This window comes from Erwinia sp. 009765445 (assembly GCF_058137865.1).
In genome coordinates this window covers 44397-68298 of the sequence record NZ_JBYUWC010000013.1, presented here as the reverse complement: position 1 = coordinate 68298, position 23902 = coordinate 44397, and the positions used below count along the sequence as shown (strand labels likewise).

Here is a 23902-nt window from a genome sequence, read left to right as displayed (position 1 = left end):
AAAAAAGGCCGCATAAGCGGCCTTTTCTGTCACTGACAGCGGGCTGTTTTACTGACCTTCAGCCTGTTTAGACTGAATAGCCGTCAGGGCGATGGTGTAAACGATATCGTCAACCAGCGCTCCGCGTGACAGGTCGTTGACCGGCTTGCGCATACCCTGCAGCATCGGCCCGATGGAGATCAGGTCGGCTGAACGCTGCACCGCTTTGTAGGTGGTATTACCGGTGTTCAGATCCGGGAAAATGAACACGGTGGCACGACCGGCAACCGGCGAGTTCGGCGCTTTGGATTTGGCTACGTCTGCCATGATCGCTGCGTCGTACTGCAGAGGACCGTCAATCACCAGGTCAGGACGTTTTTCCTGCGCGATGCGGGTGGCTTCACGCACTTTTTCCACGTCGCTACCCGCGCCGGAGTTACCGGTAGAGTAGGAGATCATCGCCACTCGCGGCTCGATGCCGAAGGCAGTGGCGGAATCTGCGGACTGGATAGCGATTTCGGCCAGCTGTTCCGGGTTTGGATCCGGGTTGATCGCACAGTCACCGTAAACCAGCACCTGCTCTGGCAGCAGCATGAAGAACACGGAAGAGACCAGCGAGCTGTTTGGTGCCGTTTTGATCAGCTGCAGCGGCGGACGAATGGTGTTAGCCGTGGTGTGAACCGCGCCGGAAACCAGACCGTCCACTTCACCGCGCTCCAGCATCATGGTACCGAGCATCACGTTATCTTCCAGCTGCTCCTGCGCGACCACTTCGGTCATGCCTTTGCTCTTACGCAGCTCGACCAGACGGGCCACGTAATTTTCACGCACCACTTCAGGATCGACAATCTCAATCCCTTTGCCCAGCTCAACGCCCTGAACGGCGGCGACACGCTGGATTTCGTCAGGGTTACCCAACAGGATACAGGTGGCGATACCGCGCTCGGCACAGATGGCGGCGGCTTTCACCGTGCGTGGCTCGTCGCCTTCCGGCAGAACGATACGTTTACCTGCCTGGCGGGCCAGCTCGGTCAGCTGATAGCGGAAGGCGGGTGGTGACAGGCGGCGGCTGCGCTCGGAGGCAGCAGTCAGCGACTCGATCCACTCGGAATCGATATGGCTGGCAACGTACTCCTGCACGCGCTCGATACGCTGGGTATCGTCGCTCGGCACTTCCAGGTTGAAGCTCTGCAGGCTCAGGGAGGTCTGCCAGGTGTTGGTTTTCACCATAAAGACCGGCAGGCCGGTGGCGAAGGCGCGTTCGCACAGCTTGCGAATTGGCTCATCAATTTTGTAGCCACCGGTCAGCAGGATCGCACCAATTTCCACACCGTTCATCGCCGCCAGGCAGGCCGCAACCAGCACGTCTGGACGGTCAGCCGAGGTTACCAGCAGCGAGCCAGGACGGAAGTGTTCCAGCATATGTGGCAGGCTGCGGGCACAGAAGGTGACTGACTTCACGCGGCGGGTCGCGATATCGCCTTCGTTGATTACTTCCGCATTCAGGTGGTGGCACATATCAATGGCGCGGGTGGCGATCAGTTCGAAGCTCCACGGCACGCAGCCCAGTACCGGCAACGGGCTGTTAGCAAACAGCTGCTTCGGATCGATATTTGCCACGCTGGCCTTGGTGGAGTCATCGAAAATTTCTGACAGATCCGGACGGGTGCGGCCCTGATCGTCAACCGGGGCGTTCAGCTTGTTGATGATCACGCCGGTGATGTTTTTGTTTTTGCTGCCGCCGAAGCTGCTTTGAGTCAGCTCGATGCGCTCTTTCAGCTGCGCCGGGGAATCATTACCCAGCGACATCACGAAGACGATTTCCGCGTTCAGCGTTTTGGCAATTTCGTAGTTCAGCGCGGAGGCAAACTGGTGTTTACGGGTCGGGACTAAGCCTTCAACCAGCACCACTTCAGCGTCTTTAGTATTCTCATGGTAACGCGCGATGATCTCCTCCATCAGCACGTCCTGCTGGTTAGAGCCCAGCAGCGACTCAACCCGGCTCATCTGCAACGGTTCAGCGGCAGGAATCGAGGAGTTCTTCCGGATGATATTGGTGGTCTGGTCAGGCGTATCGCCACCAGTACGCGGCTGGGCGATGGGTTTGAACACGCTCAGACGTACGCCTTTGCGTTCCATGGCGCGAATAACGCCGAGGCTGATGCTGGTAAGACCGACGCTGGTGCCGGTCGGGATAAGCATAATAGTACGGGACACGGTAAACCTCTCAGGTCATAACCTTCAATCGGTTATCTGTTTTGGTGTCGGAAAACAACACCGCCAGCTGGGCTGGCGGTGTTCATTACTTAAGCAGTCAGACGGCTGGCGTCCTGGGCGATAACCAATTCTTCGTTGGTTGGGATCACCAGGGCCGGTCGGGTGCCTTCTTTATTGATAAAACCGGATTTGCCGAAGCGGGCGGCCAGGTTGCGCTCGTGGTCCACTTCAAAGCCCAGCAGGGCCAGTTTATCCAGGGTCAGCTCACGCACCATGGCTGCGTTCTCACCGATACCGCCAGTGAAGATCACGCCATCCAGACGGCCGTCCATCAGCGCAGTGTAAGAACCGATGTATTTCGCCAGGCGGTGGCAGAACACATCCATAGCACGCTTCGCGTCCTCTTTGGTGGTGTAGTTATCTTCCACATAACGGCAATCGCTGGTCACGCCAGTCAGGCCCAACAGGCCGGACTCTTTGGTCAGCATTTTGTTAATGGCATCAACGCTCATTCCCAGCGTGTCATGCAGGAAGAAAATGATCGCCGGGTCGATATCACCGGAACGGGTACCCATCACCAGGCCTTCAAGCGGGGTCAGACCCATGGAAGTATCCACGCACTCGCCGTTACGGATCGCCGAAACGGAACCGCCGTTGCCGAGGTGGCAGGTGATGATATTCAGCTGATCCAGCGGCTTGTTCATGATTCTGGCTGCTTCGTGAGTCACGTAATAGTGGCTGGTGCCGTGTGCGCCATAGCGGCGAACGCCGTGATCTTTGTAAAGATGGTATGGCAGAGCGTAAAGATAAGACTCTTCAGGCATAGTCTGATGGAAAGCGGTGTCAAAAACAGCGACATTCTTGTCAGAAAGATGCGGGAAGTTCTTCATCGCTTCGTCAATCCCGATCAGGTGAGCCGGGTTATGCAGAGGAGCGAAGGAAGAAGCGTCTTTGATTCCCTGAATGATCTCCTGGTTGATAACGACTGACTTAGTCAGCTTCTCACCACCGTGAACAATACGATGACCTATTGCAGTGATTTGTGCAGACAGTTCAGGTTTTTGTGCCAGGATAGACTTAACGATGAAGTTAAGTGCTTCGCTGTGGGCTGCGCCAGCACCCAGTGCTGCTTCCTGCTTAGCGCCTTCAAGTTTCCATTTGATCCGTGCCTCAGGTAGGTGGAAACATTCGGCTAAACCGGAAAGGAATTCTTCACCGTTTGCCGGATCGATAATGGCAAATTTCAGGGAGGAACTGCCGCAGTTCAAAACCAAAACTAACTTACTCGACATGGAAGGTCCTATTGGTTAAAAGTGGTGAAAAAAAACTCAATCAGACTATCAGCGTAGCGCATGAAAGCTGGTACATTAATGATGAATATCATGCTGTCGGTAAATTTTGTCCGAAAGCAAAAAAAATCTCATAAAAGTGCTGTGATTTTTTGAATTCTGCCGTGTTGCCGGAGCACACTCCATCAGACTGGCAGCATGGTCATAACACCCAGACAACAATCGCGCACAGGATAACCAGTGTGCCCCTTAAAGACAAAATATTTTGAAAGATGTAAGGTAAAGTTGTTGAGTTACATTTTTAGTTTAATTTTTATCTTCGAAGTTGAGGTCAGCCATGGCTAATGAATCCGGCACTGTCGGTTGGTTTAAACTGTTCCAGCACGGACAGCATTATATGAAGACATGGCCTGTCGATAAGCGCCTCGCCCCAATGTTTCCGGAAAATCGGGTCAGCAAAGCCACCCGGTTTGCCATTCGCTTTATGCCGCCGCTGGCCGTATTTGCCATGAGCTGGCAAATCGCGCTGGGCGGGCAGCTGGGTCCGGCAGTGGCCACCGCGCTGTTTGCCTGCAGCCTGCCGATGCAGGGATTGTGGTGGTTAGGCAAGCGCTCGGTCACTCCTTTGCCACCTGCGCTGCTGAGCTGGTTCCATGACGTGCGCGAAAAGCTGCTGGCTGCCGGCCAGGCGCTGGCCCCGGTGGAAGGTAAGCCGACCTATCAGTCGCTGGCTGATGTGCTGAAACGGGCCTTTAAACAGTTGGATAAAACCTTCCTCGACGATCTGTAAGCAATCCGGGGGCTCACTGCTTACAGGTGAAAACCCGGTCTAAATCAAAGAAGCGTTTGTTTGCTGTGCCGAGTTAATGCTGGTTATGCGATCCTTGCGTCATCCCCCTAACTTTTATCTTGTCCTTATGACACAGGAGCGAATGATGGAAATGACCAACGCCCAACGGCTGATCCTCTCCAACCAGTATAAAATAATGAGCATGCTCGACCCGGATAACGCCGAACGCTATCGTCGCCAGCAAACCATCATTGAACGTGGTTATGGCCTGCAGATGCGCGAGCTGGACCGTGAGTTTGGCCAGCTAACTGAGGCGGTCTGCCGCACTATTATCGACATCATGGAGCTGCATCACGCGCTACACGTGTCCTGGACAAATCTGAAAGAGCCCTCCGCCATTGAAGAACGCCGGCTGGCCTTCCTGGGCTTTGATGCCGCGACGGAAGCCCGCTATCTGGGATACGTGCGGTTTATGGTCAATGTGGAAGGGCGCTACACCCATTTCGACTCCGGGACTCATGGCTTTAACGCGCAGACGCCGATGTGGGAAAAATATCAACGCATGCTGACCGTGTGGCACACTTGTCCAAGGCAGTATCATTTAAGTGCGAACGAGATCGCGCAAATTATCAACGCCTGAGAAGGAAAGCGCAGTGAAGTGTAAAGGTTTTCTGTTTGATCTGGATGGCACGCTGGTGGATTCATTACCGGTGGTCGAACGCGCCTGGGTTAACTGGGCTAAGCGGCATGATATCGCCGCTGATGAAGTGCTTAACTTCATTCACGGCAAGCAGGCTATTACCTCACTGCGACACTTTATGGCCGGTGCTTCGGAAGAAGCGATCCAGCAGGAATTCTTCGCGCTGGAAAGAATCGAAGCAGAAGATACCGATGGGATTGTTGCCCTGCCTGGTGCGTTACAGCTGCTTTACACGCTGAACAAGCTGGATATTCCATGGGCCATCGTCACTTCCGGTTCCGTGCCGGTTGCTTCGGCCCGCCGCAGGGCTGCCGGACTGCCTGAGCCTGAAGAGTTCGTTACCGCTGAGCGCGTGCAAAACGGCAAGCCTGCACCAGATGCTTACCTGCTTGGTGCGCAACTGCTGGAGCTGGAGCCGGAAGAGTGCGTGGTGGTGGAAGATGCAGCTGCCGGGATCCTTTCAGGCCTGGCAGCAGGCTGTCACGTGATAGCCGTCAACGCGCCTGCAGGTTCGCCGCGTCTGGAGGAGGTGGATATGCTGCTCAACTCGCTGGAAGAGCTGGTGATCCACAAAAATCCTGACGGCATGATTGATGTTCATCGAAAGCACTAAGATATGATTTAGCCCCGCATCAGCGGGGTTTGTTTTATGGCATTCTCTGTGACGTTTCCTCCCCGTACAGAGATCAATTGTGAACAAAGAACTGGTCTGGGTTATCAGCCTGTTAGTTATTGCCATTCTGCTTTTTATCAGCGGCAAACTGCGTATGGACGTAGTGGCGCTGCTGGTTATTGTCGCGTTTGTCCTCAGTGGTACGCTGACCTTGCAGGAAGCCACCATGGGCTTCAGCGACCCGAATGTCATCCTGATTGCCGCTCTGTTCGTGATAGGCGAGGGGCTGGTGCGCACCGGCGTGGCGCTGAAGATGGGCGAGTGGCTGATCAAAATGGCTGGCAGCAGCGAAACCAAAATGCTGGTGCTGCTGATGGTCACCGTTGCCGGACTGGGGGCGTTTATGAGTTCCACCGGGGTGGTGGCAATCTTCATTCCGGTGGTGATTGGCGTGGCCACCAAAATGAAAACTTCACCCGGACGGCTGATGATGCCGCTCAGCTTTGCAGGATTAATCAGTGGCATGATGACGCTGGTCGCCACCCCGCCAAACCTGGTGGTGAATAGCGAACTGTTGCGCGAAGGGCTGCAGGGTTTTGGGTTTTTCGACGTGACGCCCGTCGGGCTGGTGGCGCTGGTGCTGGGGATCGGTTATATGCTGGTGGCCCGTTTCTGGCTGGTGACGCCGGACAACCAGGACGTGGCAAAAAAGCGCGTAAGAAGAACGTTTCGCGATCTGATCCGTGACTATAAGCTGAGTGGCAGGGCACGCAGGTTAGCGGTGCGTCCGGGGTCGCCTTTGATCGGCCGGCCGCTGGATGACCTCCAGCTGCGTCAGCGCTTCGGTATTAACGTGGTGGGGCTGGAACGCTGGCGTAAGTTTCGTCGGGTGATGGTTCCGGTAACCGGCACGACCGAGTTTTACTCCCGCGACGTCCTGTTGATTGACATGTCTGCGGCAGGGATCGACCTGCGTGAGTTCTGCAGTGAAAACCTTCTGGAGCCGATGATCCTGCGCGGCGAATATTTCTCCGACCGTGCTCAGGACGTGGGCATGGCCGAGGTGCTGGTTATCCCTGATTCGGCGCTGCAGGGTAAAACCCTGCGGGAAATCGCCTTTCGCTCGCGCTTTGGCGTTAGCGTGATCGGCGTACGTCGCCGTGGCGAAGTGATGGAAGGGGCGCTTAACGATCTGGCGCTGGAGCTGGGCGACTGCCTGCTGGCGATTGGCGACTGGAAAAAAATCACCCAGTTGCAGCAGCAGAAGCGGGATTTGATTGTCCTGAACATTCCCGCCGAGGTGGATGACGTTGCTCCTGCCAACAGTCAGGCACCCCATGCTATCTTCTGTCTGGCGCTGATGGTGGCGATGATGCTGACCAACGAAATCCCCAATCCGATTGCCGCGGTGATCGCCTGTCTGCTGATGGGTAAGTTTCGCTGTATCGATATGGATAGCGCCTACAAGGCTATCCACTGGCCGAGCATTATTCTGATTGTCGGCATGATGCCCTTTGCGCTGGCGCTGCAGAAAACGGGAGGAGTAAAGCTGATTGTGGACGGGCTGATGGATCTGGCGGGAGGCCGAAGCCCGCATGTGATGCTGCTTTGCCTGTTTGTGTTGTGCGCCACAATCGGCCTGTTTATTTCCAACACTGCCACGGCGGTGCTGATGGCACCGATTGGCGTAGCCGCCGCTCAGCAGATGGGCGTCTCTCCCTATCCGTTCACCCTGATTATCGCGGTGGCGGCTTCAGCAGCCTTTATGACGCCGGTCTCTTCGCCAGTGAACACGTTGGTGCTGGGACCGGGGGGCTATCGCTTCAGCGATTTTGTGAAGATTGGCGTACCGTTCACTCTGCTGATTATGGTGGTCAGCGTACTGCTGGTGCCGGTGCTGTTCCCATTTTAAACGTTACAGTGATTCCTGGCTAATCTCATCCAGCGACAGGTTGAAGCTGGGGACAAACACCTCGACGAAGTAGTCCATCTCCGGGCTGTGGCGTGCGCTGAGGGTTTTCTCCAGCCTGGCTTTAGCCAGCTGAAACTCGTGGTTTCCCGCAGAAAGTTCTTCAAGACACTTCAGATAGGCGCACAGCGCATCAGCCTGTTTAACGATAGCCATCTCATCTTCACTGCGCTGGTGCTCGTCCAGCAGCGGGCGGTAAGCGTTGCGCAGTTCTTCCGGCAGCATCTCGATCAGCTTCAGCTGGGCAATCTTCTCTATTTTTTTATATTCATGGGCGATCTGCGCGTTGTAATACTTCACCGGAGTAGGCAGATCACCGGTCAGTACCTCGCTGGCGTCGTGATACATCGCCATCAGCGCGATTCGTTCGGCGTTAAGATTGCCGTTGAATTTCTGATTTTTAATCACTGCCAGCGCATGAGCGACCATCGCAACCTGCAAACTGTGTTCAGAGACGTTCTCGGTGCGTACATTGCGCATCAGCGGCCAGCGGTTGATCAGCTTCAGACGGGAAAGATGGGCGAAAAAATGGCTCTGATTCATGAGATGTGGTTTTCCTGTGGCAGGGAGAGCGGAGCCAGAATTCAGCTCCGGTCACCCAGTATAACCTTATCACCCTGCAAGATGCAGTACTGACGATTGCCCCGCTTACCGGGAGGCAGGGCGGTTACTGACGATAGCCTTCAAGGAAGCGGCCGAATTTGTTAATCGCCATTTCGAGGTCATTAACATGCGGCAGAGTCACAATGCGTACATGGTCAGGATAAGGCCAGTTAAAGGCGCTGCCCTGAACCAGCAGGACTTTCTCCTGCAGCAGAAAATCCAGCACCATTTTCTGATCGTCATGCAGGTTAAACTTTTTGGCATCGATTTTCGGGAACATATACAGCGCGCCGTCCGGTTTCACGCAGCTGACGCCAGGGATGTCGTTGATCCGCTCCCAGGCACGCTGGCGCTGTTCATACAACCTGCCACCCGGCACGATAAATTCGCTGATACTCTGGTAGCCGCCCAGTGCGGTCTGAATGGCATGCTGTGCCGGAACGTTGGCACACAGGCGCATTGAGGCCAGCATCTCCAGCCCTTCGATATACCCTTTGGCGTGTTTTTTCGGCCCGTTAAGCACCATCCAGCCCTGACGGAATCCGGCTACGCGGTAGGTTTTAGACAGACCGTTAAAGGTGATTGTCAGCAGGTCCGGAGCCAGTGTGGCAATCGAGTGATGCTGAGCCGCGTCGTACAGGATTTTGTCGTAAATTTCATCGGCAAAGATGATCAAGTTATGCTGACGTGCCAGCTCAACCACTTCCAGCAGCAGCTCTTTGCTGTAGACTGCGCCGGTTGGGTTGTTAGGGTTGATGATCACAATACCGCGGGTACGCGGCGTGATTTTGCTGCGGATATCATCGAGGTCCGGGAACCAGCCCGCCGACTCATCGCACAGGTAATGCACGGCTTTGCCGCTGGAAAGCGACACTGCCGCAGTCCACAGTGGGTAATCCGGGGCGGGGACCAGCATCTCGTCGCCGCTGTTCAGCAATGCCTGCATTGACTGAACAATCAGCTCGGAAACACCGTTGCCGATATAAACATCTTCCACGGTCATGTCGCGCATTCCACGAGCCTGATAGTGCTGAACGATGGCTTTACGGGCAGAGTAGAGCCCCTTTGAATCACAATAGCCCTGCGCACCCGGCAGGTTGCGGATCACATCGACAAGGATTTCATCGGGCGCTTCAAAACCAAACGGGGCAGGGTTGCCAATATTCAGCTTGAGGACTTTATTACCTTCTTCTTCCAGTCGCTTTGCTTCTTTTAACACCGGACCGCGGATGTCATAACAAACGTTATCCAGTTTGCTGGATTTATCAATTGGGGTCATTTTTTCATCCTTTGACTGAGCGCACCCGCCGTGGAAAATTGAACTCGCACAATGTACTCCTCCTGAAAGCGCTTTTGAAGTGGTGGTAGGGGCTTTAGCGCGATCCGCAGGCTTTGTCTGCTACTTATGACGCCATTTGGTAAAATCTGAAGGGCTGATGAGAGGCGTGATTGTCAAATGGTGCTTAATTGAGTGGTCGGAAAATGCACTTACTGGCAATATGCAGTTCTGAGTGGAAGGGCATAAAAATATGAACGGATCCGCCTTCTCTGTGGTCTGAGTGACACTGAATGATAAATTTTCGTGCTGACAGCGTGGTGATACGGCATTCGGTCTATAAAATCTTACTTTACTGATAAGAATAATCGGATTTAGGCTTAAAAAGTAATCGACAGTATGTCAGGATAATGTTCAGGGGACTTTGCACCGGGTGTGCAGGTTTCTCAGGCAAGATTTTCTCAACTTTTTTGCCGGGAATGTTAAGGTTAATTAATTATTATTCCGCTGTGATTACAGCGTTCTGGTCGTTCAATTTCTAATGGTTGTTTTACACTGACAGCACCGCGGGCTGGCATTGATTACCGGACTGCGGAGTTAATTGACCATTTCAACGCCACTTTCTGCAACTTATGGGTTAGTGCTGCGCGCATTAGTGATGTATCAGACGTAAGAACCTGTTGGCGGCTCACCTGCGAGTAAAACCGCAGAAATTATGGTCGCTGAGGTTGTAAGGTCTGCGAAGTAGAGTGATGCAGCAGGGACATGAATCCCTGCGTATCACGACATTATTATCGCTATATCTCTGATATGGCAGGTAATAACACCAGGGTAGCTGTTATTAAAAATCTTATAAAGTGAATAAAACATGACTAGTGCAAATCGTCCAATCCTGAATCTAGACCTCGATCTGCTGAGAACCTTCGTCGCTGTTGCTGACCTGAATACCTTCGCGGCAGCCGCGGCGGCAGTCTGTCGTACGCAGTCTGCGGTTAGCCAGCAAATGCAGCGTCTGGAGCAGCTGGTAGGCAAAGAGCTCTTCGCCCGTCACGGCCGTAACAAGCTGCTGACTGAACACGGCATTCAACTGCTGGGTTACGCCAGAAAGATCCTGCGTTTCAATGACGAAGCCTGTACATCCCTGATGTACAGCAATATCCAGGGCGTCCTGACCATCGGTGCGTCTGACGATACTTCAGATACCATTCTGCCGTTCCTGCTGAACCGTGTGACCTCGGTCTATCCAAAGCTGGCTATAGATGTGCGCGTGAAGCGTAATCCGTTCATGATGGAAATGTTAAACCAGGGCGAAGTTGACCTGGTGGTAACAACCTCCAGCCCGATGAACTTTACCTGGCAGGTTTTACGCACTTCTCCAACGCTGTGGTACTGCGCTGCGGACTATATTTTCCAGCGCGGGGAAGCTATTCCTCTGGTGTTGCTGGATGAGCCAAGTCCGTACCGTGACATGGCCATTGACCACCTCAATGAGGCGGGTATTCCATGGCGTATCTCGTATGTTGCTTCCACGCTGGCAGCCGTGCGTGCCGCGGTGAAAGCAGGCCTGGGTGTGACCGCCCGTCCGGTAGAAATGATGAGCCCGGAGCTGCGTGTAATGGGCGCAGCAGAAGGCTTGCCGGTTCTGCCTGATACGGAATACCTGCTGTGCCGCAATCCGGAAAGCGACAATGAGCTGGCGCTGGCCATCTTTAATGCCATGGAGTCGAGTAATGACCCCTACAACCTGACGGTTAACGCTCAGGATGGCACCTCCTTCTCGGATGAAGATGAGTGATTGTTTGCTGAAAACTGTTTGTATTAGTTGTTATATTTCAACTAATAATGAATGAATAGTCTCTGATAAAAAGCCTTTCAACGTTTTCTGCGTTGAGAGGCTTTTTTATTAAGCAACAGAGGCCATTTTCTGCGCCAGATTTTCCTCTTTTATATTCCCATTGTGGTAAAAATCACCACCTACTCTCAGCGGGCAACTTTACCGTGTTTATCGTCCCGCCCTTACGCACGTTGAATTGATTTTGCTCAACCCCTGCTGCTCATTTTTGTCTCATAAAAGACAAAAGTGTGTTCTGGATCAAAAAAATAACCCTGATAAGGGGCAGGAAAAGGGGGCAAATCCTGCGAGAATAGACATTGTTAAAACCGCGATCCATACAGGGAAATACCCGCTACACTTTATTCACAGGGTGAAACTGACTCGATTTAGCTCACTTTCTGCGCATCATATGTTAAATAAATGCTGCGGGTGTAAATTAATGTGTGGATAATTTTGTCAAAGTTGACAAAAGGTTATTGAAAGGAGTAAAAAACCCCATAAAATTGCTGCTTAATCAATAAAGACAGCAAAATTTATAAGGTTTTTTATTTTTCCCTTGAATCGTGTGGTGGGTAACCTGCCGGCTATCAGAGCAGGACGCCAGGCACCACGTTTTGAATTAAGCAGAGTGTATGTCAACAACTACCGAAGTCGTCGCTCATCACTGGGCGTTTGCCGTATTTCTGATCGTCGCCATGGGTCTGTGCTGCGCAATGTTGGCCGGAGCGTGGTTTTTGGGCGGAAAAGCCCGCGGACGTTATACAAATACACCTTTTGAATCGGGTGCCGCTCCTGTCGGGACCGCCAAGCTACGCATGTCTGCGAAGTTTTACCTGGTCGCAATGTTCTTCGTCATCTTCGACGTGGAAGCCCTCTACTTATACGCATGGTCGACCGCAATCCGTGAAAGCGGATGGATCGGTTTTGTCGAAGCCACAATCTTCATTTTGGTACTGCTTGCTGGTCTGGTTTATCTGGTGCGTATCCGCGCTCTGGATTGGGCACCTGCGCCTCGTCGCATTGTGGTCAAGCCAACCACTATTTCGCATTCCAAACGTCATACGCAGTAACAGCGAGGCATAAAGATGGACTATACACTCACCCGCGCAGACCCGAACGGTGAGAATGACCGTTACCCGTTGCAGAAACAGGAGATCGTCACCGATCCTCTGGAAAAGCACGTTAACCAGACCGTATACATGGGCAAGCTCGAACATGCCCTGCACGACATGGTGAACTGGGGACGTAAAAACTCTCTGTGGCCGTTTAACTTCGGTCTTTCCTGTTGTTATGTCGAGATGACCACGTCATTCACTTCGGTGCATGACGTGGCTCGTTTTGGTTCGGAAGTTATCCGTGCCTCGCCGCGTCAGGCTGACTTTATGGTGGTTGCCGGAACCTGCTTTACCAAAATGGCCCCGGTGGTTCAGCGTCTTTATGACCAGATGCTGGAGCCGAAATGGGTGATTTCAATGGGGGCATGTGCGAACTCCGGTGGCATGTACGACATTTATTCCGTGGTGCAGGGTGTGGACAAGTTCCTGCCTGTTGACGTCTATATCCCCGGTTGTCCGCCTCGTCCTGAAGCTTATATGCAGGCGTTGTTGTTGCTGCAGGAATCGATCGGTAAAGAGCGCCGTCCGCTGTCGTGGGTGGTGGGCGATCAGGGCGTCTATCGCGCCAATATGCAATCAGAGCGTGAGAGAAAGCAGGGTGAACGCATTGCCGTCACCAACTTACGCACACCTGACGAAATTTAAAGCTTGTTAATGGATGCGGCCTGACCGAGCCGGCGCATAAAAAACACAACACGCGCCCGGCCCATCCTGACGGCAATACTGAGTCACACACATGGTGAACGACTTATGACAGATTTAACCACGCAAGATCTCGCTCAGCCAGAATGGCAAACCCGTGATCACCAGGATGACCCGGTGATCGGCGAGCTGCGTAACCGTTTTGGGCCAGATGCCTTTACCGTTCAGCCAACCCGTACCGGCGTGCCGGTAGTCTGGGTTAAACGCGAACAGTTACTGGAAATTGTTGAGTTTCTGCGCAAGCTGCCGAAACCGTATGTGATGCTCTACGACCTCCATGGGATGGACGAGCGTCTGCGTACTCACCGCGCCGGGTTACCTGCCGCGGATTTTTCCGTTTTCTACCATTTCATTTCCATTGAACGCAATCGCGACATCATGCTCAAGGTGGCACTGTCTGAAAAAGACCTGCATGTGCCAACCCTGACCAATATGTTCCCAAACTCGAACTGGTACGAGCGCGAAACCTGGGAAATGTTCGGTATTACCTTCGATGGTCACCCACACCTGACGCGCATCATGATGCCGCAGACCTGGGAAGGGCACCCGCTGCGTAAGGACTATCCTGCGCGCGCCACTGAATTCGACCCGTTCGAGCTGACCAAACAGACCGAAGATCTGGCGATGGAGCAGATGACCTTCAAGCCGGAAGAGTGGGGCATGAAGCGCGGCACCGCCAATGAGGACTTTATGTTCCTCAACCTCGGGCCTAACCACCCCTCTGCGCACGGTGCTTTCCGTATCGTTCTGCAGCTGGATGGCGAAGAGATTGTCGACTGCGTGCCGGATGTGGGTTACCACCATCGTGGCGCGGAGAAGATGGGCGAGCGTCAGTCCTGGCACAGCTACATTCCGTACACCGACCGTATCGAATATCTCGGCGGCTGCGTTAACGAAATGCCGTACGTGCTGGCCGTTGAGAAGCTGGCCGGGATCAAAGTCCCTGAGCGCGTTGATGTGATCCGCGTGATGCTTTCAGAGCTGTTCCGTATAAACAGCCACCTGCTGTACATCTCTACTTTTATTCAGGACGTCGGTGCCATGTCTCCGGTGTTCTTTGCCTTTACCGATCGCCAGAAAATTTACGACGTGGTGGAAGCTATCACCGGCTTCCGTATGCATCCGGCCTGGTTCCGCATCGGCGGTGTGGCGCATGACCTGCCGAAAGGCTGGGATCGCCTGCTGCGCGAGTTCCTTGACTGGATGCCAAAACGTCTGAAGGCTTACGAACAAACCGCGCTGAAAAACTCCGTGCTGATTGGTCGTGCCAGGGGCGTTTCCGCTTACGGCATGGACGAAGCACTGGCGTGGGGAACCACCGGTGCCGGCCTGCGTGCCACCGGTCTGGACTTCGACGTGCGTAAATGGCGTCCGTATTCCGGCTATGAAAACTTCGACTTTGAAGTGCCGATTGGCGACGGCGTCAGCTGCGCGTATACCCGCGTGATGCTGAAGATGGAAGAGATGCGTCAGAGTATGCGTATCCTTGAACAGTGCCTGAAGAACATGCCGGAAGGCCCGTTTAAGGCCGACCATCCGCTGACCACGCCGCCGCCGAAAGAGCGCACGCTGCAGCATATCGAAACCCTGATCACTCACTTCCTGCAGGTTTCCTGGGGCCCGGTAATGCCGGCCAACGAATCCTTCCAGATGATTGAGGCGACCAAAGGGATTAACAGCTACTACCTGACCAGCGACGGCAGCACCATGAGCTATCGCACCCGCGTGCGCACGCCAAGCTTCCCGCACCTGCAGCAGATCCCTTCGGTGATCAACGGCAGCCTGGTATCCGATCTAATCGTGTACCTCGGTAGTATCGATTTTGTTATGTCAGACGTGGACCGCTAATTATGCACGATCAAAGAATTGCGATCGAAACGATCGAAGACAACGCGACTTTTGTGCTTAGTACGTTTGAACATGACGCCATTGAGCATGAAAAGCACCATTACGAAGATGCCCGTGCGGCGTCGATCGAAGCGCTGAAAATCGTCCAGAAGCAGCGCGGTTGGGTGCCGGATGGCGCCATCAACGCCATCGCTGAAGTGCTGGGTATCCCGGCCAGCGACGTGGAAGGCGTGGCTACATTCTACAGCCAGATCTTCCGTCAGCCGGTGGGTCGCCATGTGATCCGTTACTGTGACAGCGTGGTGTGCCACATCACCGGTTTCCAGGGCATTCAGGCCGCGCTGGAAGAGAACCTGAAGATCAAACCAGGCCAGACCACGGCAGATGGCCGCTTTACGCTGCTGCCAACCTGCTGCCTCGGTAACTGTGACAAAGGCCCGACGATGATGGTGGATGAAGACACTCATGTACATCTGACGCCGGAAAACATCGTCAATTTACTGGAGCAGTATCAATGACATTCAAACAGATCATTCGTACTGCGGAGATGCATCCGCTGACCTGGCGTCTGCGTGATGACAAACAGCCGGTATTCTTCGACGAATATCGCAGTAAAAACGGCTATGCCGGTGCCGACAAAGCCCTGAAGACCATGTCGCAGGATGAAATCGTGGCGGCGGTGAAAGATTCCGGTCTGAAAGGCCGCGGTGGTGCGGGTTTCTCCACCGGCCTGAAGTGGAGTCTGATGCCGAAAGACGAATCCATGAACATCCGTTACCTGCTGTGTAACGCCGATGAGATGGAGCCGGGCACCTATAAAGACCGTCTGCTGATGGAACAGATGCCGCATCAGCTGGTGGAAGGGATGCTGATCAGCGCCTTTGCCCTGAAAGCTTACCGTGGCTACATCTTCCTGCGTGGCGAATACATTGAAGCCGCCGTTAACCTGCGTCGTGCTATTGCTGAAGCCACTGAAGCGGGCTACCTGGGCAAAAACATCCTCGGAACCGGTTTTGACTTCGAGCTGATTGTTCACACCGGTGCCGGTCGCTATATCTGTGGTGAAGAGACCGCGCTGATCAATTCACTGGAAGGCCGTCGTGCTAACCCTCGTTCCAAGCCGCCATTCCCGGCTTCTGCTGGCGCATGGGGCAAGCCGACCTGCGTGAATAACGTGGAAACCCTGTCGAATGTTCCGGCGATCCTCGCCAACGGCGTTGACTGGTACAAAGGCATCTCCACCAGTGATGACACCGGCACCAAAATGATGGGCTTCTCTGGCCGGGTGAAAAATCCGGGCGTCTGGGAGCTGCCATTTGGCACTACCGCCCGGGAAATTCTGGAAGATTATGCCGGTGGCATGCGTGATGGCCTGAAATTCAAAGCCTGGCAGCCGGGCGGAGCAGGGACCGACTTTCTGACTGAATCGCATCTGGACCTGCCGATGGAGTTCGCCAGCATAGGCAAAGCAGGCAGCCGTCTGGGTACCGCGCTGGCGATGGCGGTTGACCACGAAATCAACATGGTTTCACTGGTGCGCAATCTGGAAGAGTTCTTTGCCCGCGAATCCTGCGGCTGGTGTACGCCATGCCGTGACGGTCTGCCGTGGAGCGTGAAAATCCTGCGTGCGCTGGAGCGTAAAGAGGGCCAGCCGGGCGATATCGAAACCCTGCTGCAGCTGTGCCGTCAACTCGGCCCGGGCAAAACCTTCTGTGCGCACGCGCCAGGTGCAGTAGAGCCACTGCAAAGCGCGATTAAATATTTCCGCGAAGAGTTTGAAGCAGGCATCGCGCCGCAGGTCTACAGCAACGCCCATGCCATTGCTGGTATCCAGGCAAACCTGCTGAAAGCCCGCTGGTAAAAAAAGCTCACGCGCAACAGAAGTGCGAAATAACCGAGCCGGTTATTTAAGAATTGTGTTTAACGCCCGGTTAATCCCGGGCCTTACGGAAGCATGTTCACTATGGCTACAATTCATGTAGACGGTAAAGAATATGACGTCGATGGGGCGGACAACCTGCTACAGGCTTGCCTCTCACTTGGCCTCGATATTCCTTATTTTTGCTGGCATCCGGCGCTCGGTAGCGTCGGTGCCTGCCGCCAGTGTGCGGTAAAGCAATTCCAGAATGCCGAAGATACCCGTGGCCGCCTGGTGATGTCCTGTATGACTCCGGCATCAGACGGCACCTTCATCTCTATTGATGACGGCGAAGCGAAAGAGTTCCGCGAAAGCGTGGTTGAGTGGCTGATGACCAACCACCCCCACGACTGCCCGGTGTGTGAAGAGGGCGGTAACTGTCATCTGCAGGATATGACGGTGATGACTGGCCACAGCTTCCGCCGCTACCGCTTTACCAAGCGTACCCACCGCAATCAGGATCTCGGTCCGTTTATCTCCCATGAGATGAACCGCTGTATCGCCTGTTATCGCTGCGTGCGTTACTACAAAGATTATGCTGACGGCACCGACCTGGGTGTGTACGGCGCGCACGACAACGTCTACTTCGGCCGTCCGGAAGACGGCACGCTGGAAAGCGAGTTCTCCGGTAACCTGGTCGAAATCTGTCCGACCGGCGTGTTCACCGATAAAACGCACTCCGAGCGCTACAACCGTAAGTGGGATATGCAGTATGCCCCGAGCATCTGTCAGCAGTGCAGCATCGGCTGTAACACCAGCCCGGGCGAGCGCTATGGCGAACTGCGTCGTATCGAAAACCGCTACAACGGGACCGTTAACCAGTACTTCCTCTGCGACCGTGGCCGCTTTGGTTATGGTTATGTGAATCTGAAAGATCGTCCACGCCAGCCCATGCAGCGCCGTGGCAACGACTGGATCGCGCTGAATGCCGAACAGGCGATGCAGGGCGCGGCGGATGTGCTGCGTCAGGCGAAGAAAGTGATCGGTATCGGTTCACCACGTGCCAGCGTTGAGAGCAACTTTGCCCTACGCGAACTGGTCGGGGCTGAGAACTTCTCCACCGGTATTGCTGCTGGTGAGCAGGCGCGTCTGGAACTGATGCTGAAAGTGCTGCGTGACAGCGGCGTTCACACGCCTGCGCTGCGTGAAATTGAAAGCTACGATGCGGTGCTGGTGCTGGGTGAAGACCTGACGCAGGTTGGTGCCCGCGTAGCGCTATCCGTGCGTCAGGCAGTAAAAGGTAAAGCGCGCGAAATGGCCGCTGCCCAGAAAGTGGCAGACTGGCAGATCGCCGCGATCATGAACATCGGCCAGCACGCCAAACACCCGCTGTTTGTCACCAATGTTGATGCTACCCGTCTGGATGATATCGCAGCGTGGAGCTATCGCGCCCCGGTGGAAGACCAGGCCCGTGTCGGCTTCGCCATCGCTAACGCGCTGGATGAGACTGCTCCGGCGGTGGAAGGTCTCGATCGTGACCTGAGCAACAAAATTGACGTGGTGGTTCAGGCACTGGCCGGTGCGAAAAAACCGCTGATTATTTCCGGTGTTCACGCCGGGAGCGAAGCGATGATCCAGGCGGCTGCTAACGTTGCCAAAGCGCTGAAAGGACGCGGTGCTGATGTGGGGATCACCCTGCTGGCAGGCAGCTCAAACAGCGTGGGTCTTGGCATGATCGGCGGTCAGCCTCTTGAAGCAGCCCTGAGCGAGTTGGAGAGCGGTTCGGCAGATGCGGTGATCATCATGGAAAACGATCTCTACCGCCATGCGCCGAAGGCCAAAGTCGATGCGGCACTGAGCAACACGCCGAACGTGATCGTTATCGATCACCAGCGCACCGCCACCAGCGAGAAAGCCGGTCTGATCCTCTCCACCGCCAGCTTCGCCGAAAGCGATGGTACGGTGGTGAACCAGGAAGGCCGCGCCCAGCGCTTCTTCCAGGTCTATGACCCGGCTTACTACGACAATCGTGTTGAGATGCTGGAAAGCTGGCGCTGGCTGCACTCGCTGCAGAGCACTATCGACAGCCGTGAAGTTGACTGGACGCAGCTGGACCACGTGATTGACGCCTGCGTGGCGGCGCTGCCGCAGCTGGCCGGGATCAAAGATGCCGCGCCGGATGCGAGCTTCCGTATTCGCGGTCAGAAACTGGCCCGTTCGCCAGCCCGTTCCAGTGGTCGTACTGCAATGCGTGCCAATATCAGCGTGCACGAACCACGTCAGCCGCAGGATACAGACACCATGTTCGCCTTCTCGATGGAAGGGAACAACCAGCCATCTGCGGCCCGTTCGCAGATCCCATTTGCATGGGCACCGGGCTGGAACTCCCCACAGGCCTGGAACAAATTCCAGGACGAAGTGGGCGGGAAACTGCGCAATGGTGACCCGGGCGTGCGTCTGTTTGAAGCAGGTGACTGCCAGCTTGACTGGTTCGATGCGGTTCCCGCTGCATTTACAGGTCAGGAAAACAGCTGGCGCGTGGCACCTTACTTCCAGCTGTTCGGCAGCGAAGAGATGACCCAGCGTTCTCCGGTGATCCAGCAGCGTATGCCTGAGCCATACGTGATGGTCAATCCGGTTGATGCCGCGAAACTGGGCGTCAACGCAGGGACATCGGTTGAGTTCAGCTGTGAAGGTGAAACCCTTCGTCTGCCGGTACGTTTCTCTGAAACGCTGCAGGTGGGGCAGGTGGGTCTGCCGCTGGGGATGCCGGGCATTCCACCGTTCCTGCTGGGTGCCAGTATTGACAATCTGCGGGAGGCGGCACAATGAGCTGGCTGACACCGGAAGTTATCGACGTCATTATTGCCGTCGTTAAAGCCTTAGTGATCCTGTTTGTGGTGGTAGGCTGTGGCGCGTTTATGAGCTTCGGCGAACGTCGCCTGCTCGGCCTGTTCCAGAACCGTTACGGACCAAACCGTGTCGGCTGGGGCGGTTCGCTGCAACTGGTGGCGGACATGATCAAAATGTTCTTCAAAGAGGACTGGACGCCACCGTTTACCGACCGTGTCATCTTCACCCTCGCACCGATGATCGCTTTCACCTCGCTGCTGCTGGCGATGGCCATCGTGCCGGTTACATCCACCTGGATGGGCGCGGATCTGAATATCGGTCTGCTGTTCTTCCTGATGATGGCCGGTCTGGCGGTGTATGCGGTGCTGTTCGCTGGCTGGTCCAGTAACAACAAATACTCCCTGTTAGGGGCGATGCGTGCGTCTGCTCAGACCCTGAGCTACGAAGTGTTCCTCGGTCTGTCGCTGATGGGCGTAGTGGCGCAGGCCGGCTCGTTCAATATGGTCGATATCGTCAACAGCCAGCAGCATATGTGGAATATCATTCCGCAGTTCTTTGGCTTTGTGACCTTCGCCATTGCGGGCGTGGCAGTCTGCCACCGTCATCCTTTTGACCAGCCGGAAGCGGAGCAGGAACTGGCCGACGGTTACCACATTGAATATGCCGGGATGAAGTTCGGTCTGTTCTTTGTCGGTGAATACGTGGGTATCGTTACTGTGTCTTCGCTGATCGTGACGCTGTTCTTCGGCGGCTGGAACGGCCCGTGGCTGCCACCGATCTTCTGGTTCGCCATCAAAACGGCGTTCTTCATGATGATGTTCATTCTGATTCGTGCTGCGTTACCGCGCCCGCGCTATGACCAGGTGATGTCGTTCGGCTGGAAAGTTTGTCTGCCGTTGACGTTGTTGAACCTGCTGGCGACTGCCGCAGTGATTCTGTACAACGCGCAGTAAGGGGTTATAGATCATGACATTAAAAGACATTCTGGTGGGATTTGGCACCACAATACGCAGTATCGTATTGATTGGCTCCAATGCTTTCGCCAAGCGTGAAACCATGATGTACCCGGAGGAGCCGGTTTACCTGCCGCCTCGTTACCGTGGCCGCATCGTGTTAACGCGAGATCCCGACGGTCAGGAGCGCTGCGTTGCCTGTAACCTTTGCGCGGTAGCCTGTCCCGTCGGCTGTATTTCGCTGCAGAAAGCGGAAATGGCGGATGGACGCTGGTACCCCGAGTTCTTCCGTATCAACTTCTCGCGCTGCATTTTCTGTGGCCTGTGTGAAGAGGCTTGCCCGACCACTGCGATTCAGCTTACCCCAGATTTCGAACTGGGTGAGTTCAAGCGTCAGGATCTGGTGTACGAAAAAGAAAACCTGCTGATCTCCGGTCCGGGCAAATACCCGGAATATAACTTCTACCGGATGGCGGGTATGGCGATCGACGGGAAAGACAAGGGCGAAGCTGCTAACGAAGCCAAACCTATCGACGTCAAGGGCTTGTTACCTTAAGGAGCCAGGCATGGAATTTGCGTTTTATCTTTGCGGACTGGTAGCGGTACTCACGACTTTGCGCGTGATCACCCACACCAACCCGGTCCACGCACTGTTATATCTGATCATCTCCCTGCTGGCCGTTGCCGGAGTGTTTTTCTCGCTGGGGGCGTACTTCGCCGGCGCGCTGGAAATCATCGTTTATGCCGGGGCGATCATGGTGCTGTTCGTGTTTGTGGTGATGATGCTGAACCTGGGCGACACCGTTCAGGCGCAGGAGCGTGAGTGGCTGAAGCCGACCGTCTGGCTGGGGCCAGGCCTCTGCTCTCTGGTGCTGCTGGTGGTGATGGTGTATGCCATTCTCTCCGTCAACGATCAGGGCATCGACGGCAACATGATCGACGCGAAAGCGGTGGGCATCAGCCTGTTTGGCCCTTACGTCCTTGCGGTGGAGCTGGCTTCCATGCTGCTGCTCGCCGGTCTGGTCGTGGCTTATCATATCGGCCGCGAACAGCGTCCGGGTGAAGTCTTAAGCAACCGTCCTGCGGATGCAGTGAAAAGCACGAAGGAGGAACACGCATGATCCCTTTGCAACATGGCCTCATTCTGGCGGCCATTCTGTTTGTTCTCGGACTGACAGGCGTGATAATCCGTCGCAACCTGCTGTTTATGTTGATTAGCCTCGAAATCATGATTAACGCCGCTGCACTGGCGTTCGTGGTGGCCGGGAGCTACTGGGGCCAGGCCGACGGACAGGTGATGTATATCCTCGCCATCAGCCTTGCCGCAGCAGAAGCCAGTATTGGCCTGGCGCTGCTGCTGCAGCTGCATCGTCGCAGCCAGAACCTCAACATTGACAAAGTGAGTGAGATGCGCGGATGAACCTTCTCTATTTAACCATTTTGTTCCCGCTGATTGGCTTTGTGCTGCTGGCATTTTCCCGCGGCCGCTGGTCAGAGAATCTGGCCGCCACAGTGGGAATGGGCTCCGTCGGACTGGCGGCACTGACCACTATTTATGTCGGCCTCGACTTCTTTAGTCAGGGCCAGGCAGTCTTTAACCAGGCGCTGTGGACCTGGATGCACGTCGGCAACTTCGACATTAAAGTGAACCTGACGCTGGACGGCCTGTCGCTGACCATGCTGTCAGTAGTCACCGGTGTGGGCTTCTTTATCCACATGTTTGCCTCCTGGTACATGCGTGGAGAAGAGGGCTACTCCCGCTTCTTCGCTTATACCAACCTGTTTATCGCCAGCATGGTCGTTCTGGTACTGGCCGATAACCTGATGCTGATGTATCTGGGCTGGGAAGGCGTGGGTCTCTGCTCCTATCTGCTGATTGGCTTCTATTACACCGATCCGAAAAACGGCGCGGCGGCCATGAAAGCCTTTATCATCACCCGTGTCGGTGACGTGTTCCTGGCGTTTGCGTTGTTCATCCTTTACAACGAGCTGGGTACGCTGAACTTCCGCGAGATGGTCGAACTGGCTCCGGCACACTTTGCCGCTGACAACCATATGCTGCAGTGGGCAACGCTGATGCTGCTGGGTGGTGCGGTCGGTAAATCTGCACAGCTGCCGCTGCAAACGTGGCTGGCCGATGCAATGGCTGGCCCGACGCCGGTTTCTGCGCTGATCCACGCTGCGACCATGGTAACGGCGGGTGTCTACCTGATTGCCCGCAGCCATGGCCTGTTCCTGCTGACGCCGGAAGTGCTGCATCTGGTAGGTATTATTGGTGCGATTACTCTGGTGCTGGCAGGCTTTGCCGCGCTGGTGCAGGCCGACATCAAACGTGTGCTCGCTTACTCAACCATGAGCCAGATTGGGTACATGTTCCTCGCTCTGGGCGTTCAGGCCTGGGACGCGGCCATTTTCCACCTGATGACCCATGCATTCTTTAAAGCGTTGCTGTTCCTCTCTTCCGGTTCGGTGATCCTTGCCTGCCACCATGAGCAGAACATCTTCAAGATGGGTGGCCTGCGTAAGAGCATCCCGCTGGTGTATGTCTGCTTCCTGGTGGGCGGTGCGGCGCTGTCAGCCTTGCCGCTGATTACCGCAGGCTTCTTCAGTAAGGATGAGATCCTTGCCGGTGCGCTGGCAAATGGTCACATCAACCTGATGGTTGCTGGTCTGGTCGGGGCGTTTATGACCTCGCTGTATACCTTCAGGATGATTTTCATCACTTTCCATGGCGAAGAGAAAATTCACGCCCATGCCGGTAAGGGGATTACCCATCATCTTCCGCTGGTTGTGCTGCTGATCCTCTCAACCTTTATTGGCGCAATGATTGTTCCCCCATTGAAAGGTGTTCTGCCGGATACCGCCGAGCTGGCGCACGGTAGCGTGCTGACGTTGGAAATCACCTCTGGCGTGGTCGCCATTGTGGGTATCCTGCTGGCGGCGGCTCTGTGGCTGGGTAAACGCACGCTGGTGACCAGCATTGCCAAAAGCGCGCCGGGTCGCTTCTTCTCGACCTGGTGGTTCGCCGCCTGGGGCTTCGACTGGCTGTACGACAAAGTTTTCGTCAAACCTTATCTGTTCGTCGCCTGGCTGCTGAAAAGCGATCCGCTGAATGCCCTGATGAACATCCCGGCTCTGTTCTCCCGCCTGGCGAACAAAGGGCTGGTGGTCAGCGAAAATGGCTATCTGCGCTGGTATGTTGCTTCCATGAGTGTGGGTGCCGTGGTGGTACTGGCCCTGCTGATGGTGGTTTAAAGTTGAGTTGGCGGGGTGGGGCCAGTTTCCTACCCTCCGATAAAAGAT

At 55.0% G+C, this 23902-nt stretch carries 20 protein-coding genes; 16 read left to right on the top strand and 4 right to left on the bottom strand.

Annotated features, from left to right (window positions below; all coding sequences use genetic code 11):
- Positions 1–48 precede the first annotated feature (48 nt).
- Together pta and ackA are read right to left on the bottom strand one after the other, a co-directional pair.
- Positions 49–2196 carry a phosphate acetyltransferase gene (gene pta / locus AC3Y5R_RS15335; protein WP_158783676.1) on the bottom strand — a complete coding sequence of 716 codons (2148 nt, stop codon included), beginning with the start codon at positions 2194–2196 and terminating at the stop codon, positions 49–51.
- Between the two features lie 89 nt (positions 2197–2285).
- Positions 2286–3488, bottom strand: coding sequence for an acetate kinase (ackA, locus tag AC3Y5R_RS15330; RefSeq protein WP_489922062.1), 1203 nt, complete (start codon positions 3486–3488; stop codon positions 2286–2288).
- A 334-nt stretch (positions 3489–3822) separates the two neighbouring features.
- Here ackA and yfbV point away from each other — a divergent pair, with 334 nt between their 5' ends.
- The 4 genes from yfbV to AC3Y5R_RS15310 all read left to right on the top strand — a co-directional run bounded on the left by yfbV (position 3823) and on the right by AC3Y5R_RS15310 (position 7500).
- Complete coding sequence (yfbV, locus tag AC3Y5R_RS15325; protein WP_158783674.1) at positions 3823–4275, top strand: terminus macrodomain insulation protein YfbV; 453 nt, start codon at positions 3823–3825, stop codon at positions 4273–4275.
- Between the two features lie 145 nt (positions 4276–4420).
- Positions 4421–4915 carry a YfbU family protein gene (locus AC3Y5R_RS15320; protein WP_489922140.1) on the top strand — a complete coding sequence of 165 codons (495 nt, stop codon included), beginning with the start codon at positions 4421–4423 and terminating at the stop codon, positions 4913–4915.
- Positions 4916–4928: 13 nt separating this feature from the next.
- Positions 4929–5588 (top strand): sugar phosphatase, encoded by a 660-nt coding sequence (locus tag AC3Y5R_RS15315; RefSeq protein WP_489922061.1) that lies wholly within the window; start codon positions 4929–4931, stop codon positions 5586–5588.
- A gap of 79 nt (positions 5589–5667) precedes the next feature.
- Positions 5668–7500 carry an SLC13 family permease gene (locus AC3Y5R_RS15310; protein ID WP_489922060.1) on the top strand — a complete coding sequence of 611 codons (1833 nt, stop codon included), beginning with the start codon at positions 5668–5670 and terminating at the stop codon, positions 7498–7500.
- A gap of 3 nt (positions 7501–7503) precedes the next feature.
- Here the strand turns inward: AC3Y5R_RS15310 and yfbR are convergent, their stop codons facing one another.
- A complete protein-coding gene (yfbR, locus tag AC3Y5R_RS15305) occupies positions 7504–8100 on the bottom strand; it encodes a 5'-deoxynucleotidase (RefSeq protein ID WP_158783671.1) in 597 nt (198 codons plus the stop codon).
- 124 nt (positions 8101–8224) lie between these two features.
- Entirely contained in the window at positions 8225–9439 is a 1215-nt protein-coding gene (locus AC3Y5R_RS15300; protein ID WP_489922059.1) for a pyridoxal phosphate-dependent aminotransferase, read from the bottom strand.
- A gap of 865 nt (positions 9440–10304) precedes the next feature.
- Here AC3Y5R_RS15300 and lrhA point away from each other — a divergent pair.
- The 12 genes from lrhA (at position 10305) to nuoL (ending at position 23854) form a co-directional block, all read left to right on the top strand.
- Positions 10305–11231, top strand: coding sequence for a transcriptional regulator LrhA (gene lrhA, locus AC3Y5R_RS15295; protein WP_489922058.1), 927 nt, complete (start codon positions 10305–10307; stop codon positions 11229–11231).
- Between the two features lie 671 nt (positions 11232–11902).
- Positions 11903–12340 (top strand): NADH-quinone oxidoreductase subunit A, encoded by a 438-nt coding sequence (locus tag AC3Y5R_RS15290; RefSeq protein WP_158783668.1) that lies wholly within the window; start codon positions 11903–11905, stop codon positions 12338–12340.
- Between the two features lie 15 nt (positions 12341–12355).
- Positions 12356–13030, top strand: coding sequence for a NuoB/complex I 20 kDa subunit family protein (locus AC3Y5R_RS15285; RefSeq protein ID WP_034938110.1), 675 nt, complete (start codon positions 12356–12358; stop codon positions 13028–13030).
- Positions 13031–13135: 105 nt separating this feature from the next.
- Positions 13136–14935 (top strand): NADH-quinone oxidoreductase subunit C/D, encoded by a 1800-nt coding sequence (gene nuoC, locus AC3Y5R_RS15280; RefSeq protein WP_489922057.1) that lies wholly within the window; start codon positions 13136–13138, stop codon positions 14933–14935.
- Between the two features lie 2 nt (positions 14936–14937).
- Positions 14938–15453 (top strand): NADH-quinone oxidoreductase subunit NuoE, encoded by a 516-nt coding sequence (gene nuoE, locus AC3Y5R_RS15275; RefSeq protein WP_158783666.1) that lies wholly within the window; start codon positions 14938–14940, stop codon positions 15451–15453.
- Positions 15450–16796, top strand: a complete 1347-nt coding sequence (nuoF, locus tag AC3Y5R_RS15270; protein WP_489922056.1) for an NADH-quinone oxidoreductase subunit NuoF — start codon at positions 15450–15452, stop codon at positions 16794–16796. The genes nuoE and nuoF overlap by 4 nt, the downstream gene beginning before the upstream one ends.
- Before the next feature lie 102 nt (positions 16797–16898).
- Entirely contained in the window at positions 16899–19625 is a 2727-nt protein-coding gene (nuoG, locus tag AC3Y5R_RS15265) for an NADH-quinone oxidoreductase subunit NuoG (RefSeq protein WP_489922055.1), read from the top strand.
- Entirely contained in the window at positions 19622–20599 is a 978-nt protein-coding gene (nuoH, locus tag AC3Y5R_RS15260) for an NADH-quinone oxidoreductase subunit NuoH (protein ID WP_158783663.1), read from the top strand. The genes nuoG and nuoH overlap by 4 nt, the downstream gene beginning before the upstream one ends.
- Before the next feature lie 13 nt (positions 20600–20612).
- The gene (gene nuoI, locus AC3Y5R_RS15255) at positions 20613–21155 is read left to right on the top strand and encodes an NADH-quinone oxidoreductase subunit NuoI (RefSeq protein ID WP_158783662.1); all 543 of its coding nucleotides are present in this window, start codon (positions 20613–20615) and stop codon (positions 21153–21155) included.
- Positions 21156–21165: 10 nt separating this feature from the next.
- Positions 21166–21720: an NADH-quinone oxidoreductase subunit J gene (nuoJ, locus tag AC3Y5R_RS15250; protein WP_158783661.1), complete on the top strand. Its 555-nt coding sequence runs from the start codon at positions 21166–21168 to the stop codon at positions 21718–21720.
- The gene (nuoK, locus tag AC3Y5R_RS15245; protein WP_034916091.1) at positions 21717–22019 is read left to right on the top strand and encodes an NADH-quinone oxidoreductase subunit NuoK; all 303 of its coding nucleotides are present in this window, start codon (positions 21717–21719) and stop codon (positions 22017–22019) included. The genes nuoJ and nuoK overlap by 4 nt, the downstream gene beginning before the upstream one ends.
- Complete coding sequence (nuoL, locus tag AC3Y5R_RS15240) at positions 22016–23854, top strand: NADH-quinone oxidoreductase subunit L (RefSeq protein ID WP_489922054.1); 1839 nt, start codon at positions 22016–22018, stop codon at positions 23852–23854. Before nuoK ends, nuoL begins: the two co-directional genes overlap by 4 nt.
- Positions 23855–23902 lie beyond the last annotated feature (48 nt).